This is a genomic window from Sphingomonas sp. LR59, assembly GCF_036855945.1.
Lineage (GTDB): Bacteria > Pseudomonadota > Alphaproteobacteria > Sphingomonadales > Sphingomonadaceae > Sphingomonas.
Window position 1 is genome coordinate 564,196 of sequence record NZ_JASPFL010000001.1, and the last position, 18,195, is coordinate 582,390.

Below are 18,195 nucleotides of genomic sequence, written 5' to 3' on the forward strand. Positions count from 1 at the left end.
TGCCAAACTTCTAGATAGGAAATTAGACGTCGCGATCGTTGCCTAGGAGCAGCTCGCTTGGGTTCATGAACCGGCTGCGCGGCGGGGGTGCTCGGGGAGACGTAAGAGAAAGTGTGCCCTTGGCGTGCCGGTGCGGTTGCCTGCTCATGATACCACAACGCTACCGCACGTCGACTTGGCACCGTTCAGCAGAGTCTGAATTATGGCTGCAGCATCATGGCTTAGGTTTGCGCCGTCCTCGGTTATCAAAAGACGATTGGGAAACCATCGGTCGTACCAGTCGCGCTTGGCGCCCCACTGTGCGGAGTAATCTCTTTGATCGAGGAGGCCCAGATGCTCCCAATAGTAAGTTGTGCCCTGCCAGGTAATGCTGAAATCAGGTAGCTTCATGGTACCATCTGGCGCGAGTAGGGGGTTTCGTAGTTAAACGGGACCTCATGCTGATGCAGAAGATTAGATATGATGACCTCAGATTTCGATCGAACCATGTCGCCACTAAGCGCGCGGTGAATTTTCCCCGACTCGTACCAGCCTTTGCGCTGCGTGAGTTCGGGAGGCGAGAAGCGAAAAACGAACAGTGACGAATTAATTTGCGGTGTCCTTGCGTTCTCCCGGCGCCGCGCATCCAGCAGGCTGGACACATCGCGTTCGACTAAAAGAGTGCAATGACGACTGGCTCGAGTCAGCGCCGTGTAAACAAGTTCTGTGGTGACGCTGCGACCGCGGTTGGCGGGAATGATGACAAATGTATGGTCGAATTCGCTGCCCTGCGCCTTATGGATGGAAACGGCGTAAGCCAGTTCCAGATTATCTTCGACCTTCTCAGTCCGGCTGACTGTTGCACCGGATTTCGTTTGAGCGGGCACGCCTTTACCGTAGCCGATGGAGAGGGTCGTCTTGCGCGCGAAGGTTACGGCGAACCGCTTGAGCCGCGCGCCATAGCCAGTCTTCAATCGCTTGATGACGCTTTTATCGAAGCCCATTGGCTTGACGATACCAATCTCCCCGTTAAACACCTCTACCGCGCGCTGCTGCCTAGTTTCCCAGTCGTACGCCCATATCGCGCTGCGGTTTGACCGGTTTCGAGTCTGAATGACTTTATCGAAAAGCGTGATGCCGCCGACCGCTCCGACACGGTTGAGTACACTGGCCGCGACACGGTTCTGGCAAGCGCGATTTAAGGATTCTACGCCGTGCAGTTCTCCCCGATGCGGGGTGAGGATCTGATAGCTGGTGGGATCGTCGCCTAGTGCGTCCTGCCAGATTTTGTAGGCGGGACGCTCGTCACCCGGCTGTGCGCCCATCTTCGTTTCGATCGCGTGTATCAGAATATCGGCGAGCTGGTCCGCTTCGTTCCAGTAGATAAGGTCTACATCCCTATCTATCTGTCCTCCGGCATGTAGCCGTTCGATCAGCGCCTCCTGCTCGAGGGTAGTCGCACGTTCGCTTGACACGTCATCAGCGTCGGCCGGGACGATGGACCGAAAATGCTCCCGGGCAAACAACTTCGATAGGCTCACGATCGCTTCGCCATGGCCTTCGACGCGGGTACGCATTTGACGCAGGTTTATCTCTAGGCGACCAAGCCCTTCGGTTCGTTCACTCGCGAGCCAGTCGAGCACGTCGGCAAACACGCGCCCGCGGCCAATCGGCGGCAGCTGGCCGGCATCGCCCACCAGAATAAGCCGGCGGATGTGCATCCAGTCGATCGCGCGGATCAGCGTTGCGGCGAGTTCGAGGTCTAACATCGAGGTCTCGTCGAGGATCAGCGTTTCGACTTGTTCCTCGTGCCTTGCTCGCGCTTGAAGGTCATGTTGTCGTTTAGCCAACCGTTACGCGCGAGCAGCGAATGTACAGTAGACGTCGCGACGCTCTTCAGGCCGGCATTGCCGAACACCTCGCGTACCCGGTCAGTCGCCTTTCCGGTGGGGGCGAGCACCAGAATGCTGGCGCCTTCGCCATCCGTTCGACGGATCGCGCGGACCAGCGCTTCGATCACCGTCGTTTTGCCGGTACCTGCCGGTCCGGTCACGGCCGCTAGCGGACGTGGCAAAAGAGCTGTGCAGATCGTGATCTGCTCCGCGACGGCTTCGTCGTACGAGTTAGACGCCGCGGTTGCGAGTGGACTGCTTGGCTTGAATATCCACGTGCGCCAGTCCGCGCTTGTCACGGGCCGCTTGAGCGAGATGTCCGGACGGGCTGCAAGCTCGCGCAGTGTTTGCTCGACCAGCCTCTCGTCTTCAAACACCGGCCGAAGGTAGACCGTTAGACCATGATCTTGTAGCCGAAGCGTCAATGCTTCCGACAGGAACTGCGCGTCGACTTTGAAATAGCGCTCCGTGAATGCCGCCTGCTTCCATTCCGGCAGGCGTGCCACCCGCATCACGATCTCAGCCAACAGATCGGCGGCGAAACGAAAGCTGTGGCTACCCTCGTTGCGCAGGTGCTCGACACAAAGCGCTCGAAAGCGCCTGGCATCGTTGTACTCGACGTCGGCGAGCGGGCTTCCGAGTTCGGGCGACGGCAGCACGCCGCGGTCGATGCCGCTCCACGCGATGCGGTCGCTCGCATCATCGCCGCAATATTGCTCGGCGAGAATATAAGGGTTGGCCGCGATGTCGGAAAGGCTGGCGGTGATGCCGTGGTCCGCTCTGTCGGAATCAATGATGTGCTTGATCGTCTCTACATTGAGGGACAGGCGCGGTAGCACATCGCGAAGCACGTCTTGCGCGCCGTCGTCCAGCAACGCCCAGTTCCGCGCGAGCTTCGCACGATCGGCGCTTCCCAAGCCGGCCGAGATGGTATTATCTTCTTTCCGCTCAAGGACCGCGAACACCTGGGAATACGCGATGCCGTGTCCTTGCGTCTCAGACACAGCTTTCGTTCGATCGATCAATGCGGAGGCGCCGGACGCCTCCAAGACCCGCAGCAGCCCCGGATAAAGGCCGCGATGGGTCCAAAGCGCGGCGATCTGGCCCGTGAGCCACTCGGCGCGAACCGCCCAGTTTTCTGAGGTGTCGCCAATCTCCTGAAGCCATCGAACCTTCGCGAGGAACTGTTCGAGTAGTCCGATGGCGTCGTCATCCGACAGATGGCGCGACCCCATTTTGCATACCATCGGATTTTCGGGATAGACCGCGAGTTGCGCAAGCATCTCCTGATCGTCGCGATAGAGATGGTAGGGTAACCGTACCCCCTCTGCTGGGTAAGCGGACGTAATATCACGCGCCCAGATCATGCCGCCGGCATAGCGCTCGGCAACCTGCTCGCTCACGTCCTCGTAATGAATCTGCTCGCCGACTTCAGTGATCCTTGACACGCCGATCAGTACGTAGCGCTGCGCATCCTCTTCCGAGAGCGGATTGGAATAATTAGCATAATAGAAAATGAGGCTGCGCCCCTTCTTGCTCTTCGTGTCTCGCTCGATTTGCTCGAAGAAAGGAAGTGTGTTCTCTCGACGCTGATCGTTGTCCAGGCGCTCGCCGGTCGATACGTTGTCCGCGTACATTGCATCGTAGGGCCACACGCAGACTGTTGAGGGCGCGAGTGTCCATTCGCGCCGCGCCGCGCCGTCGTAAAAGAATTCCGGCGGGTCGGAAGCGGCCGGCGCTTCCTCGATGCCGAAAGCATTGTAGGTGTAGCAGCAGGGCGGCACATAACCGCTTTCCATCAACTGCTTTCCACCGCACCCGGCCTGACACTTCTCCAGCGCAAGATTGCGACCGCGGGCGATCGTATCGCCGGGATATGATTTTGATCCGATGCAATAGGTATTGCGTTCGGGTTCGCGACAGACGGAGCCGTTCCAGCCGTCATCGTGCCAGGCAAGGCGAGCGGTGATATGAACGGGCATCGGTAGCTCCTAAATCTGGCTTAAGCGACAGCTTCGGCGGTCGGGGCATCCGTCATTCCCCGAAACGCGCCCGGCCAACCGCCGTGGGTCTCCACAACCGTGTCGATGTGCGGCATCAGTTCAGCGGTGCGGGTAAGGGCAACGATCATGCGACGGTAGTGAAGGATGTCGTCGTCGGTGAGTAAGCGGCCTTCACTGGCCTTCTTGCCCCCCTAGCGGCGCGATCTTTGAGCCATTTCTGAGCCGGCTGGTAGCCTCCAACTTGAAAATTCCAGGCCACCTCCGGCACGCTCTCGATCCAGCGCGTGGTGTTGATTGTTACGCGGCCAAGCTTTGAATCGTACTCCGGCTTGAACGCGATGCGGGCTTCGCCACTTCCGGCAAGGCGGATGCCCTTGGGGTCCTCCAAGACAGGCAGCGTCTCGGCTTTGAGTAAGTGGAGCGCGACGAGTTCAGTGCCAAGCGGGACCAACGCTTCGAACACCGCGCGGTTGGCGGGGAGAGGGATGCGAGCAAAGTCACTTTTCAGATAATCGGCATAGCGGGCGCGATAGGCGGGCGAATGCAGCAGCGAATAGATATAATCGAACAGGTCACGCGGGCCGAAGCTTTTGCCCGGCTTGCCACGCTCGCGCCGCGCGGGCGCGAACATCGCGACCTGCTCGGCTATTTTCGGTAGAATGCCGCCAAGTGCGCCCTGTTTGGGGGCTCCGACGCAGTCGTCGTAAGTGAGGCCGGTCAGCGTCGCGACGCGCGCAGCGAAGGCGGATGTGATGTTAGTCCGTTCCGACCCCGTAACGCCATCAGAACGAAGGTATAGTGGCATCCCATAGCTACCGTCTTTTGAAGACAAGGAGTGATTAGAAAGCGTGGCATCGGTTGCGAACGCATAAGTGTATGGTCCTGAATTCTCGGTACGTCGCACGGCGATTAAGGCTACGTTATCGCCCTTCGACATTGCGGAACTAAGTTCGGGTCGGGGCCAATCACTCAATCGCTCGTCTGCATAGAAAAATCTATTATCAAACGGCCTATAAGAAATCGGGGTAGACGTGCTTTTCCAATCCTTGGAAGATCTGAGCCACTGCCGAACGTGCGGAACCTTCCAATGCCGCGTATCGCCCGCAGGCATTTTATCCGGCTTTGACGGGCCGAAGAACGAAAGGCGGGCATCTTTGTCTGAAATCGAAGGGTCGTAGAATGCGGAAACCGTCTGGAGCAATTCCTTCTTAGTAAAGTTAACGACGAGCTCATCTCTCGAGGTTTGTACGCCTGTGCAGGTCAACGTGAAGATTGTGTTCAGTTTTGCGTAGCTATCAAACTCTGCTTCCGCACTGACCAAAGGCGCGCTGAAAAAGTCGTAGAACTCGTGTCTGGGGTAGCCCTGGCACGTCGCCAGTGAGGTCACCGTATTGTTGTTTGATATGCTATACTTTTCCTTCAACGTACCTTTCAGTCTATGATTGTACGTAACACGACCGTCGCCAACCATTGCTCCGACAATAACGGCAACTCCCTGCTGTATATCTTCAAAGACGTTTGCATCCGCGGAGTCGTCGCGAAGCGCGGTTGACTTACCTCCCAGGTCAACTAACCAACTTGTTCGATATCTTGCTTGAAGAGCGTGCCGCAACCCGCGAAAGGTTGGACCATCAGTAAAACTATTGTCCGTGATAAAGCCTAATACTCCCGTATTAGCGCGAGCAGCTATCGTTTCCGCCAATCCAAAGAACTTAACGTAGTCATTCTGAACCCACATTTTTCGTTCGCCAAGGGATATCCCGTTTATAGACCGATAAGGAGCTACCAGGGCCTGAGCAGATGCGCTGTTATTGGCTGAAGCTCCCGCATAGGGAGGGTTGCCAATTACTACTGTGAACGGTGTCTCCTTGGCTTTGTTCGCTGCCTGTGCCTCATGCGCCAATGCTGCGCTCATGAACCCGAATTGCGGTATAAGTTGCGCTGGCTCTAAAGCGTTGGTCAAATAGATTTGCGCGCGAACGTCGCTGCCAAACGTATAGCCAGTGTCAGAAAGTTTCAGGCCAAGCTTGACGTGCGCGATGGCATAAGGCGCCATCATCAACTCGAAGCCGGTTAACCGCGGTAGCAGATGCAAGGGCACATAAGCGTTCCATAGCTCCTTGATCTCGGCGTCTCGTTTGCCTGCCGCCTTCCATTTCTTGACCATCGTCTTGTGAATTAGGTCGACGCACTCAACGATGAAGGTGCCGGTACCGGTCGCCGGATCGAGAATCCGGACGAAGGCGTCGCCTTCCTTCGCGTGCTCCGGCAGCGTGATCGGTGAGCCTTCCTTGCTCTTCGACGCCGTAATTATGTCACCCCACGTCGCGGTTGAGGCAAGGCCGTCCTCCAGCCCAAACTCGGTGCGCAGAACCGCGTCGACCGAGCGCACAATGAAACCGACCACCGGGCGTGGCGTGTAAAATACTCCGCGCTTTACCTTCTGTGCGGCATCGTATTCTTTCAGGAACAGCTCATAGAAATGGATGACGGGGTCTTCGTCGGGATTCTTGCGATCAAAATCTGCGAGCACGGCTTCCATGTCGGCGTTGCGCAGCAGTTCGACGACGTCAGTGATGCCCAGTTCGTCAAAATCTAGCCCTTGCGCCTTGCCGGACTTCCGACCGCCGGCTTCAATGAAAGTGCCGAGCATTTCCTTCAGGAACGGACTCGTCCCAGCGACATTGGCGGCCATGTCATCCTGCGTCAGCGCGCCCGATGCACGGCTGATTGCGGCCGACAGCAGCCCGTAAGCGATGGTCTGTGCGTAGGTGTCAGCGAACCCCTCTGGAGTCAGGTCTTGGATCAACGCTTCCTTGAACGCCTTGTGCAACTTGACGAGCGATCCATTATCAGTTTGCGCTGCGATCAGTTCCCCGGCGCGGTCTCGGATGCGTCGGGCCAGGCCAGCAAGTTCCTTCGCCATCTGCTTGGATTCGCGCACGACTGTACGGGTGTCGGCATGCGCGAACGCTTCACTCCACTGCCGGCGCCAGTGGTCTGCGTCAGAGGGATTCTCGGGCCAATGCAATTTCGATTTGAGCGACGCTTCCGTCAGACCAAAACGGCGCGGCGTGTCGTTCGTATCCCATCCGAGCACTTTGAGTGTTGCAGCGTCGCCGTCGCCGTCGCCGTCCTCGTTGGCGAAATGTGCGAACGCCAGGCGCCTCTCGGATGCCGGGCCGGTGGCGGCGATAAACAGCAGGTCGTGCTTAGCAAAGGCCGCACGCTCTGACGGATTCGCCGATGCGCGCTTTTTGATCGCTAGCTTGCCCAAAATGTTGCGCACGAGCGTGACTGGTAGCTTGGCGCTGGGTAAGTTGAGGAAGAATATGCCCCAAGGCTGTGCACGAGTGAGCGGACGAAGCTGCTTAATTTCGATGCCGCCGCCGACGACCGAACTTTTCAGCCCGATCTCTTCGGGCGTGACGTCATAAGTTGCCTCATCCAGGCTGATATCTGCCGCAATCGGCCACTCGAGTTCGTCACGTAAATAGTCGACTAGAGACGGAAAGTCGGTAATCTTGTCGAGAGCATTGGGCATCAATTGATCTCCATCCAAGCCTTGATCAGCGGTTCAACGCCTGGTGGGGCCTGCATACGCTTCATGTATCCATTGCGGACGTACTTGAGCACGGTATCGCGGGCTGCGCGCAGCCGTTCGCGGGGTGTATCGAGATGGCGCGGGGTCTCGGTCGTGCTTCGGATCGTTTCGGCGATCTGCATGAGACCTTCGGCCACCGTGCCCTCGCCGTCCACATAGAGCCACGCAGGCCTACCGCTTGAAGCGTCCCAGCCCTCCGGCCCGGCATCCTCCGCCGCGCCCGGTTTGAGACCTGGCAGCGCCAGACAGAAGAAGACGCCTTTGACTACGCCAAGCGGACTTTCACGACCGCTGAAAATGCGATTGGGCAGCCCCGCAAGGCGAGCTGCAAGATCGGGGTTCTCGGCCTTCAGCGCTTCCCATTCGAGCTGGAGCGACTCCTCGACGGACTTGTCGCCGTCGAGGCTCACCAGATCGCGGAGATCGTCATAATCGTCGTCGCCCGTGAGCAACTGCCGACCCTCGATACCAAAGGTTTTCGAAATGCGCAGCACCTTGCCGGCCACTCGCTCATAAAGTTTGAGGTATGGCGTCAGTGCGTCGGCGGGGAGAAAATTCCAGAACACGACCGTGCGCCGTATCGCGGCCGTCTCTGGATGCGCCTTGACGAGCGCAGCTTCGGTCTGGGGGTTAAGGCGTCGATCGACGCGGCCAATCCGTTGCATCAACCGAACCGGGTTCCAGTGTAGGTCGTAGTTGATCAGTCGTGTCGCGTCCTGAAGGTTGAGGCCTTCCGACAAAACGTCTGTCGATACGAGTATGCGGGTCTCGGGGTGGCCCGCTTTTTCAGCTGGGCGCTGCTCGATCCGTTGTAATAGGGCGCGAACCGCTTGATTACCTCCCCTCGATCGAGCTTAGTCGCGGAGTCCACTTCCTCGACGTTTTCAAAGCCCGCTTTACGCAACTGATCGCGAACGTAACGCGCGGTCGTCATAAATTCCGAGAAAATTAGCACCTTTTGGGTGGCAAGCACCGGGTCCGACCGGATCATTTCCAGCAATGCCGCAACCTTACCATCCTGATCTGGTGTAAAGTCGCGCAGGATCAACAGTAGGCGCGAAAGCTGGTCCAGGTCCGCGCGGGTTTCCTCCACGATGCGGTCGACAAAATATTCCTCGTTGGACAAAGTGCGCACGTCACCAAGCAGCTCGGGCGGGATCAAATCCTCACCTTCCTCCGCTTCTTCCCCCGTCCATGCGGCTTGGGCAGCGCGCACGTGTTCGATGACCGGGGCTTGCTGCGCTTTCCATCGTTCCCAAACGCCGAGATGTTCGGCTGATACGTGATGCTCGACAAAGGCATAAAGCTTGAGGAAGAGGTTTTGACAGCTATGGTCGAACGCGGCCGTCGAGCTTTCCAGTCGCTTGAGAAACCCGACCTTGATCAGCGCAACGACCTGGCCGCGGCGGCCCGCCTCGAATTGGTCAAGCTCGGCCAAGGGATGACGGCGGAAATCTTCGTCAGGATTGTAGATTGCCAACTTGAACAGCGCCCGCGTGCTGTCGAATGAGCGAACGACCTCTTCGAGTAGCTCTGCTTGGAGTGGCGAGAGCGAATAATTGGCAACCTTGGGAGCTTCGCGCGTCGGGAAAATCGCCGCGCCTTTCGCCTCGGTCTGCTGGCTGGCCTTGACGTAAGCGCGGCTCCGCTGAACCACCAGCTCCCCGACGATCGGGTCGGTTGCATACTGCTCGTGCGCGGGGCCTGCGCTCGTCACATCCTCGTCAATATCAGGAGCGTCCTGTGCTTCGCCGAGCGCCGTTTTCACCCGCTTTTCGAGTGCACGGAAATGCCCACGTAGCGAGTGTACACCCAGCGGAGCCTGCCGCAGCTTCGCGCCGTCTCCAGAAAAAGCTCGATCAGGTGCATCAGGTCTAACAGAGAATTGTTGACCGGCGTCGCAGTCAGCAGGAAGGTCCGCTTGCCGGCCGCCAGTTCCTGCAAGATGCGGTAGCGCGACTTGCGCTTGCGACCTTCGCCCGCAAGGCCGGGATTGCGAAAGTTGTGCGCCTCGTCAATTATTATAGCGTCGGCGCGTCGGCTCAATGCCGCGATCTTTTTGTTTAGCCTGTCACTACTCAGGTCAGTGTGCGTTAGGATGTACAGTCCGGCAACACCTTCGTCTCCCATAAGGTCGGGCAGATAGCGTTCAAGGTTAGCTTCCCAGACTGACCGCCTGGCGGATTTTGGAACCAGCAGAACGACCGTCTTTCTCTCTTGTACGATCAGTCGTTCGAGCAGCATCAGCCCGACGAAGGTCTTACCCAAACCAACGCCGTCGCATAGGAACGCCCCTCCATACTTATTAGCACGCTCCATCATCATCGCGTAGCCGTCGCGCTGATAACCGTCGAGCATCCTATATATCAACGAATGCTTCTCAGCCCAAACATCCGGCGGCGGCGAATTATGGCGGAAGAGTTCCGCCAGTGACTTTGACCAAACGTCGAACGGCGTGAAAGGGATGACGTGCCGCTCAATCGTCTGCAGCATATCAGCCGTGACGTCGTCCGCTTGTTCCCAATAATGCTCGTACCAATCTTGCAGAAGTCCGACATTCGTTCCACTGACCTGAACATTGAGCTCAACATTTGAAGTAAGACCCGGCCGGGTGAAGTTAGATGACCCGACCAGCGCAAATGATCCTACAACTTCCTCACGAGAATGAGTTATATAGGTTTTCGCATGGAACTTGGTCTTTCGATACACGCGAAACTGGATGCGCCCAATCTTGATAGCCTCGACAATCGCCGGTACTCCATCAAGGAAGTCATCTCTGACTTTTTGCTCTTCAATGCTAGCGTCGAGGCGTTCTGCGAGCGCCTGCGTAAGCACGGCCTTAGTTTTCTTCGTTACTTCGTCTCCCATAAGAATGCGAATGGCGTCGACTTGCTGCCACTGGCCATCGAGGGCGAGAAGGGACCCTATTTCAAAATAGGCGCTGGCCACGTCCAGCCCCTTGGACAAACGGCACCATCCCGCCAGATAGCGCAAGACGTCCCATTCGCTGTCGGTGTTATCGATGATAAACAGGTCGCTCCCGACCTTTGATCCGCCGTCTGCCACTCGCCCCCCGCCTGATGCTGCAAGTGACCTTACCCTTCGTTCTCGAAACCGCCACCAAGAAACGGGCTGCCAACCGAATGGATACGCGGGCGGATTGCCGAAATTCCAAACCCAAGCACTGCGAAAGAATCTTGACGTCTCAACCCACCGCTCTGCTACAGACGATCATATTACTCGGTACCGTGAACAGGACAGAACGGCAGTTTCGCTGGGGACGCGAAACCTGGGTGGGGCCCCTGCCGCCCCAGCCAGTCTCGGTCCCCGACCAATCTTCGTATTCGAGACGATCCTTGCTCGACTGCTGGAGCAACCCACCCGGTCGATCGTTCGGTATCGCATGCGCCAAGCCACCACCTCGCTCACCATCGACACCCGCCGTCAGGGCCTCGTCGACGTTACCGACCCTATCGAGCGCTGGGTCCGCGATCAGCGGATGGTGGAAGGTTTGCTGACGATATTCTGCCGTCACACCTCCGCCTCGCTCCTCATCCAGGAAAACGCAGCGCCCGAGGTTCGCACCGATCTCGAAGCGTATTTTGCGCGGATCGCGCCTGAGTCGCGTGAGTATCTCCACGACGACGAGGGGCCGGACGATATGCCCGCACACCTGCGCACGGCACTCACGCAGGTTCAGCTCTCAATCCCGCTGATCGACGGGCGACTCGCGCTTGGGACGTGGCAGGGCATCTACCTGTTCGAACACCGCCGCCGCCCGCATCGGCGCACGCTCGCGCTTCACGTCATCGGCGACTGACGCAGATCATGAAAAATGCGTCAGGCCGGTGGCGCATTGGAGCGATGTCGTTCATCAACCGTTCCACCACTGACGGCTAATAAGCGGCGTTTCGCCGCATTCGCCGCGAACGGAGACGACACCATGTTCAAGATACAGGGTCGCAAGGTCGCACTCGCAGCGCTCGCAACGGGCACGCTGCTGTTGGCCGGATGCGCGACCGAGACCACTTATCGGCCCGCAACGGGGCAGGGGTTCAGCCGCACCGGCTATAGCGATCGTATGGTCGAACCGGGTCGCTTCCTCGTCAGCTTCGCCGGCAACAGCGTTACGTCGCGCGACACCGTGGAGCGCTACCTCTTCTTCCGCGCGGCCGAACTGACGTTGCAGAACGGCTATGACTATTACCTGATGGCCGACCGCGACACCAACCTCCAGTCGCGCACCTATTCGACACCGGGTCTTGGCGGCGGGTTCGGTTATGGCGGCTTCGGCGGCTATTGGGGTCCGTCGTGGCGCTATTACGGGCGCGGCTTCGGCTGGCGTAACTGGAGCCCGGGCTTTGGCGGCGGGTTCGGTGGATACGGCGGCGGCTTCGGTGGCCCCTGGGGCAACGACTTCGATGTCCGTACGATCGACCGGTACGAAGCGACGGCCGAGATCGTGATGCGCAAGGGTCCGATCCCACGCGACAACATCCGCGCGTTCGATGCGCGTAAGGTCGTCGACAGCATCGGACCGAGTGTCGTGCTGCCGAAGTGAGCACGTACTCTAGACGGCGAAAAGGCCGGGCTATTCTCGCGAATGGCCCGGCCTTTTTCATGTGCCGTGTTCCTGCGAACGCAGGAATCCAGGATTGCAGACGATGGTGCTCGTAACCCTGGGCTCCTGCTTTCGCAGGAGAACCGCACACTCCTAAATCAGGCGCTTACCCCGCTGCCTTCGCGAGTCCCTTCGACAGCTGAAGCGCCCCGTGCAGCCGCGCCTTCGGATCGCCCCACGCGCGTTGCAACACCAGTTTGCTGTCCGGCCGCAATCGCGCGACACCGTTGAGCCGCTCGACATACGCCAGCAGCTTGTCGATGTTCGGCGGCGTGTCGTTGTGGAACGACACCAGCACGCCGCGCGGGCCGACGTCGATCTTCGACACGCACGCGCGCTTTGCGTTCAGCTTGATCTCGATGACCTTGATCAGATTCTCCGTCGCGTCCGGCAGCGGCCCGAAGCGATCGATCATCTCGGCCGCGAAGGCCTCGATCTCCTGGCCCTCGTCGAGATCGTTGAGGCGGCGATACAGCCCCATCCGCAGATCGAGATCGGGCACATAATCCTCGGGAATAAGGATCGGCGCGTCGACCGTGATCTGCGGCGAGAAATCGCGCGGACGGGACGAGGTCATGCCGCCGGCCTTGGCGTCCATGATCGCCTCCTCCAGCATCGCCTGGTAGAGTTCGAAGCCGACCTCCTTGATATGCCCGGTCTGCTCGTCGCCAAGCATGTTGCCCGCGCCGCGGATATCCAGATCGTGGCTCGCCAGCTGGAAGCCAGCCCCCAGCGAATCGAGATCGGACAACACCTTCAGCCGCTTCTCGGCGGTCACCGTCATCTGCCGCTCGGGTGGCGTCACCAGATACGCATACGCGCGCGTCTTCGACCGTCCGACCCGCCCACGCAACTGGTACAGCTGCGCGAGGCCGAAGCGGTCGGCGCGGTGGACGATCATCGTGTTGGCGGAGGCGATATCGATCCCGCTCTCGATGATCGTGGTCGAGACGAGCACTTCGAACTTCTTGTCGTAGAACGCGGACATGCGCTCCTCGACCTCGGTCGGCGACATCTGGCCGTGCGCGACGACGAAGCGGATCTCCGGCACCTGTTCGCGGAGGAAATCCTCGATCTCCGGCAGGTCCGCGACCCGCGGCGTGACGACGAAGCTCTGCCCGCCGCGGTAATGCTCGCGCAGCAACGCCTCGCGCAGCACGACCGGATCGAACGGCATGATGTACGTCCGCACGGCCAGGCGATCGACCGGCGGGGTCTGGATCACCGACAGCTCGCGGATGCCCGACATCGCCATCTGGAGCGTGCGCGGGATCGGCGTTGCGGTCAGCGTGAGCATGTGGACGTCGGCCCGGAGCGCCTTCAGCCGCTCCTTGTGCGTGACGCCGAACCGCTGTTCCTCGTCGACCACGACCAAGCCCAGTCGCTTGAAATCGATGTTCTTCGCCAGCAGCGCATGCGTGCCGATGACGACGTCGATCGTGCCGTTCGCGAGCCCCTCCTTGGTCGCCTTTGCCTCGCTCGCGGTGACGAGGCGCGACAGGCGGCCCATGTTCATCGGGAAGCCCTCGAAGCGGGCGACGAAGTTGTTGTAGTGCTGGCGCGCGAGCAGGGTGGTCGGACAGACGATCGCGACCTGCTTACCACCCATCGCCGCGACGAACGCGGCCCGCAGCGCGACCTCGGTCTTGCCGAAGCCGACGTCGCCGACCACCAGCCGGTCCATCGGTTTTCCCGCAGCCAAGTCACCAAGCACGTCCTCGATCGCGCGGTCCTGGTCCTCGGTTTCCTCGTATGGGAAGCGGTCGACGAAGCTCGGATAACCGCTCGCATCGGGTTCGAGCACGTCGCCTGGATGCAGCGCGCGTTCGGCGGCGGTCGCAATGAGTTCGCCGGCGATCTCGCGAATCCGCTCCTTCATCTTCGACTTGCGACGTTGCCAGCCTTCGCCGCCGAGACGGTCGAGCGTCGCGCCTTCCTCGGACGAGCCGTAGCGCGAGAGGACGTCGATATTCTCGACGGGCACGTACAGCTTGTCGCCGCCGGCATAGCTCAGCGCGACGCAATCATGCGGGCTCTGGCCCACGGGAATCGAGGTCAGCCCCTCGTACCGCCCGATGCCGTGCTCGGTATGGACGACCAGATCGCCCGGCGTCAGCGTCGCCAACTCGGCAAGGAACGCGTCGGCGGATTTCTTGCGCTTCTTGCGGTGGACGAGCCGGTCGCCGAGCATGTCCTGCTCGGTGAGCACCGCGATCCCCGGCGCGGTGAAGCCGTGGTCGAGCGGCAGGACGATCAGCGCGACGCCGAAGCTGCGCGCGGTGTCGGCGATGCCGAGCGCCTCCTGCCAGGTCTCGGCGTGCTTGCCGCCCTTCATCCCGTGGTCGGCAAGCAGGCTCCCCAGGCGTTCGCGCGCGCCGATCGAGTAGCTGGCGAGGATCGGCCTGCGGCCCTGTTTCCGGAGTTTCTCGACGTGATCGGCGACGGCTTCGTAGATGTTCGCCTGCGCTGCCCGCTCGGGGCCGAAATCGCGCGGGCCGTCGACGTCGAAGTCGAGGACGGTGTCGCTCGGCGGTTCGTGGAACGGCGAGGTGATGTGCGCGGCGAACGCCTCGACACCGCCGGACCATTCCTGCGCGTCGAGATAGAGCGCCTTGGCGGGCATCGGGCGATAGCTGCCGGGCTGGGCGGCCTCGGCGCGCTTGCGGTTCTCGTAATAGTCGGCGATCGATTCGAGCCGGCTCTCCACCGCCGCCGCGACGCCGTTGTCGCGGACTACCACGTCGTCGGCGCCGAGATGGTCGAACAAAGTCGCCATCTTCTCCTCAAACAGCGGCAGCCAATGCTCCATGCCCGCGATCCGCCGGCCTTCGGAGATCGCCTGGTACATCGGATCGCCGGTCGCGGTCGCGCCGAACGCATCGCGGTAGCGGGTGCGGAAGCGCTTGATCGAGTCCTCGTCGAGCAAAGCCTCTGAGGCGGGGAGCAGGACGAAGCCGTCGATACGGCCCGTGGTGCGCTGGTCCGCCGCGTCGAACGTGCGGACGCTCTCGATCTCGTCGCCAAAGAAATCGAGGCGGAGTGCGTGGTCTTCGCCCGACGGGTAGAGATCGACGATCCCGCCGCGCACCGCATATTCGCCCTGGTCGTGGACAGTGTCGGTGCGGACATAGCCGTTCGCCTGGAGCAGCATGGCGAGCTTGTCGCGGCCGATCCGTTCGCCGGGGGCAAGCCGCGCGACGAGTTGGCGGATGCGGAACGGGGTGAGGACGCGCTGAGTCGCGGCGTTGGCGGTGGTCAGCAGGAGCTGCGGACCTTTGGGCTTGCCTTGCAGGCGTTGCAGCGCGGCGACGCGTTCGGCCATGATGCGGAGCGTCGGCGAGGCGCGGTCGTACGGAAGGCAGTCCCAGGCCGGGAAGCTCAGCACTTCGAGATCGGGCGCGAAATACGCCGCGGTGGAGGCGACGGCGCGCATCGCCGCATCGTCCGGCGCGATGAACACCGCGCGCGTCTTCGCAGCGCGCGCGAGGTCGGCGAGCAGCGACGGCTGGAAGCCCGACGGTACGCCCGACAGCGTCAGCGGGGTCTTCGCGGAAAGGATCGTCTTGAGGTCTGGCATATTCGCTTCTCGTTCCCCGGCGGAGGCCGGGGCCCAGTTGGGAAGGCAATGGTAATTAGGCTCGAACGTCAATCATCGACGTTCCCCACCTGGGCCCCGGCCTTCGCCGGGGAACAGTTCCGAAAATTACTTCACGACCGTCACGTAATCGATGTCGCGCATCGCCTGCATCATCGGCCCATCCCATTCGGGCGGGCATACGATCGAGCCGATCGCCCAGCCCATGATGTCGACGTCCTGCTCCTCGAGCAGCGCCTCGAACCAGTCGAGTTGCTCGGGCGTCCACGTCCGGCCATAGGTCGCGAAGAAGCCGCCGATCATCATGTCGGCCTCGCGCGTGCCGCGGTGCGAGCTGCGAAAGCCCAGGCGCTTGAGGCGGGTCTCGTGGTCCATCGTATCTCCAAACACGAAGAGCCGGCGACCCGCTGGCGGCGGGCGTCGGCTAGGCTATAGAGGCCAGATAGTCATGCGACCCGAAATCCTCAATCCGCTGTTCGCCGAAACCCTCGTCCTGAAGGGGTGGGGCCCGCGCTCGCCAAGCCGCTCGACCGGCTCGGGCTCGCGCGCGTCGTCGACGTCGCCTTCCATCTGCCGACGGGGTACGTCGATCGCCTGCCGCGGACAGAACTGATGTCGAGCGATGCGGGGCGGATCATCACGATCACGCTGACCCCGCGCGACTACAGGATCAGCGCCGGGCGCGGGCCAACGCGCGTGCAGGCGACCGACGAGCACGGCAACTATGTCAGCCTCGTCTTCTTCGGCGGCAGTTCTGGCTGGGCGAAGAAGCTGCTGCCGATCGGCGAGGCCAAGCGGATCTCGGGGCGGCTCGACGAATACGGCCAGGAATTGCAGATCGTCCATCCCGACATCGTCGAACCCGACGAGGAACTGCGCGAGCGCGAGCCGATCTATCCGCTGTCGGAAGGGCTCACATCGCGGCGGCTGGCGGCGCTGACCACGCAGGCGGTCGCGCGTGCGCCGGACCTGCCCGAATGGATCGAGCCGGGCTTGAAGGCGAAACGCGAATGGCCCGGCTGGCACGAATCGCTCGAGCGAATTCACGCCGACCCGTCGGACGCCAAGGCGCGCGAGCGGCTGGCCTATGACGAGGTCTTCGCGAACCAGCTCGCGATGACGCTGGTCCGCGCCGACACGCGCAAGCGGCGGGGCAGGGCTCTCCACGGTGACGGCCGTCTGCGTGACCTCCTGAAACTCCCCTACACGCTCACCGGCGCGCAATCGCGGACGGTCGGCGAGATCGAGGGCGATCTCGCGCAGACCGCACCGATGCTGCGGCTGCTTCAAGGCGATGTCGGCTCCGGCAAGACGCTGGTCGCGGCGATGGCAATGCTGATCGCGGTCGAGGCCGGCGCACAGGCGGCGATGCTTGCCCCCACCGAAATCCTCGCGCGCCAGCATTACGAGACGCTGCGCAAGACGCTCGCCGGGCTGCCGATCAACGTTGGCGTTCTCACCGGCCGCGACAAGGGCCGCGTGCGCGAGGCGACTCTGATGGCGCTGGCGAGCGGCGAGATCGATATCCTCGTCGGCACGCACGCGATCTTCCAGGACGCGGTTGGCTACAAGGATCTCGCTCTGGTGGTGGTCGACGAACAGCATCGCTTCGGTGTCGCGCAGCGGATGACGTTGCAGGCCAAGGGCGTCGCGCCGCCGCATCTGCTGGCTATGACCGCAACGCCGATCCCGCGTACCCTGACGCTTGCGCAATATGGCGAGATGGACGTTAGCCGCCTCGACGAGATGCCGCCCGGACGCCAGCCGATCGAGACGCGCGTCATCTCGGAGGACCGCCTCGACGACGTGGTCAATGCGCTCGGCCGGCATCTGGCGGATGGCGGCCAGGCTTACTGGGTGTGCCCGCTGGTCGAGGAGAGCGAGAAGAGCGACCTCGCCGCCGCCGAAATGCGCGCGGAGACACTGCGTGCCCGCTTCGGCGACAAGGTGGCGCTCGTCCACGGCCGCATGAAACCGGCTGAGAAGGACGCGGTGATGGCCGAGTTCTCTGCCGCGCGCACGTCCGTCCTCGTCGCGACGACGGTGATCGAGGTCGGCGTCGACGTCCCCAACGCGACGCTGATCGTGATCGAGCACGCCGACCGCTTCGGCCTCGCCCAGCTCCACCAGCTCCGCGGCCGTGTCGGGCGCGGCACCGGCCGGTCGATCTGCTTGTTGATGCGAGGTTCGTCGCTCAGCGAGACGTCGCGCGCGCGCCTTGCCCTGATGCGCGAGACCAACGATGGTTTCCGCATCGCCGAGGAGGACCTTCGCCTCCGCGGTGCCGGCGAACTGCTCGGCACGAAGCAGTCGGGCGAGATGGCGTTCCGGCTCGCGACCCCCGAAATGATGGCCGACCTGCTGCAATGCGCGCACGACGACGCGCGCCTGCTGATCGACCGCGATGGTGGACTCGAGGGACCGCGGGGGCAGGCGGCGCGGACGGCCCTGTATCTGTTCGATCGCGACGCCGGTGTCGCCTTGCTCCGCTCCGGCTGACG

10 protein-coding genes and 1 pseudogene are annotated in these 18,195 nt (G+C 61.4%); 3 read left to right on the forward strand and 8 right to left on the reverse strand.

Annotation, left to right across the window (positions count from 1 at the left end; translation table 11 throughout):
• Positions 1 to 386: 386 nt before the first annotated feature.
• The 6 genes from QP164_RS02665 to QP164_RS02690 all read right to left on the reverse strand — a co-directional run bounded on the left by QP164_RS02665 (position 387) and on the right by QP164_RS02690 (position 10,544).
• Entirely contained in the window at positions 387 to 1,748 is a 1,362-nt protein-coding gene (locus QP164_RS02665; RefSeq protein ID WP_443027411.1) for an ATP-dependent DNA helicase, read from the reverse strand.
• Positions 1,749 to 1,765: 17 nt separating this feature from the next.
• Positions 1,766 to 3,853, reverse strand: coding sequence for an AAA family ATPase (locus tag QP164_RS02670; protein ID WP_333922034.1), 2,088 nt, complete (start codon positions 3,851 to 3,853; stop codon positions 1,766 to 1,768).
• Between the two features lie 145 nt (positions 3,854 to 3,998).
• A complete protein-coding gene (locus tag QP164_RS02675) occupies positions 3,999 to 7,418 on the reverse strand; it encodes a type ISP restriction/modification enzyme (RefSeq protein ID WP_333922035.1) in 3,420 nt (1,139 codons plus the stop codon).
• A complete protein-coding gene (locus tag QP164_RS02680; RefSeq protein ID WP_333922036.1) occupies positions 7,418 to 8,218 on the reverse strand; it encodes a C-terminal helicase domain-containing protein in 801 nt (266 codons plus the stop codon). Before QP164_RS02680 ends, QP164_RS02675 begins: the two co-directional genes overlap by 1 nt.
• Positions 8,179 to 9,246: a hypothetical protein gene (locus QP164_RS02685; protein ID WP_333922037.1), complete on the reverse strand. Its 1,068-nt coding sequence runs from the start codon at positions 9,244 to 9,246 to the stop codon at positions 8,179 to 8,181. Before QP164_RS02685 ends, QP164_RS02680 begins: the two co-directional genes overlap by 40 nt.
• On the reverse strand, positions 9,243 to 10,544 hold the full coding sequence (locus QP164_RS02690) for an SNF2-related protein (RefSeq protein ID WP_333922038.1): 1,302 nt from the start codon (positions 10,542 to 10,544) through the stop codon (positions 9,243 to 9,245). Before QP164_RS02690 ends, QP164_RS02685 begins: the two co-directional genes overlap by 4 nt.
• Positions 10,545 to 10,881: 337 nt before the next feature.
• On the opposite strand from QP164_RS02690, the gene QP164_RS02695 reads away from it, so the two are divergent.
• Both QP164_RS02695 and QP164_RS02700 read left to right on the forward strand, forming a co-directional pair.
• Entirely contained in the window at positions 10,882 to 11,298 is a 417-nt protein-coding gene (locus tag QP164_RS02695; RefSeq protein ID WP_132897929.1) for a secondary thiamine-phosphate synthase enzyme YjbQ, read from the forward strand.
• Positions 11,299 to 11,421: 123 nt separating this feature from the next.
• Complete coding sequence (locus tag QP164_RS02700) at positions 11,422 to 12,039, forward strand: CC0125/CC1285 family lipoprotein (RefSeq protein ID WP_132897930.1); 618 nt, start codon at positions 11,422 to 11,424, stop codon at positions 12,037 to 12,039.
• A gap of 166 nt (positions 12,040 to 12,205) precedes the next feature.
• On the opposite strand, the gene mfd is transcribed toward QP164_RS02700, so the two are convergent.
• Positions 12,206 to 15,676 (reverse strand): transcription-repair coupling factor, encoded by a 3,471-nt coding sequence (mfd, locus tag QP164_RS02705; RefSeq protein ID WP_333922039.1) that lies wholly within the window; start codon positions 15,674 to 15,676, stop codon positions 12,206 to 12,208.
• 126 nt (positions 15,677 to 15,802) lie between these two features.
• On the reverse strand, positions 15,803 to 16,069 hold the full coding sequence (locus tag QP164_RS02710; protein WP_333922040.1) for an FAD assembly factor SdhE: 267 nt from the start codon (positions 16,067 to 16,069) through the stop codon (positions 15,803 to 15,805).
• Positions 16,070 to 16,142: 73 nt separating this feature from the next.
• On the opposite strand from QP164_RS02710, the pseudogene recG reads away from it, so the two are divergent.
• A pseudogene (gene recG / locus QP164_RS02715) lies at positions 16,143 to 18,193 on the forward strand (ATP-dependent DNA helicase RecG).
• Positions 18,194 to 18,195 lie beyond the last annotated feature (2 nt).

What these genes read in the sequence shown, in the direction of transcription:
- QP164_RS02695 (WP_132897929.1), top strand. Translation starts at nt 10,882, where the DNA reads ATGCGCCAAGCCACCACCTCGCTCACCATCGACACCCGCCGTCAGGGC.
- mfd (WP_333922039.1), bottom strand. Translation starts at nt 15,676, where the DNA reads ATGCCAGACCTCAAGACGATCCTTTCCGCGAAGACCCCGCTGACGCTG.
- QP164_RS02665 (WP_443027411.1), bottom strand. Translation starts at nt 1,748, where the DNA reads ATGTTAGACCTCGAACTCGCCGCAACGCTGATCCGCGCGATCGACTGG.
- QP164_RS02670 (WP_333922034.1), bottom strand. Translation starts at nt 3,853, where the DNA reads ATGCCCGTTCATATCACCGCTCGCCTTGCCTGGCACGATGACGGCTGG.
- QP164_RS02700 (WP_132897930.1), top strand. Translation starts at nt 11,422, where the DNA reads ATGTTCAAGATACAGGGTCGCAAGGTCGCACTCGCAGCGCTCGCAACG.
- QP164_RS02710 (WP_333922040.1), bottom strand. Translation starts at nt 16,069, where the DNA reads ATGGACCACGAGACCCGCCTCAAGCGCCTGGGCTTTCGCAGCTCGCAC.
- QP164_RS02675 (WP_333922035.1), bottom strand. Translation starts at nt 7,418, where the DNA reads ATGCCCAATGCTCTCGACAAGATTACCGACTTTCCGTCTCTAGTCGAC.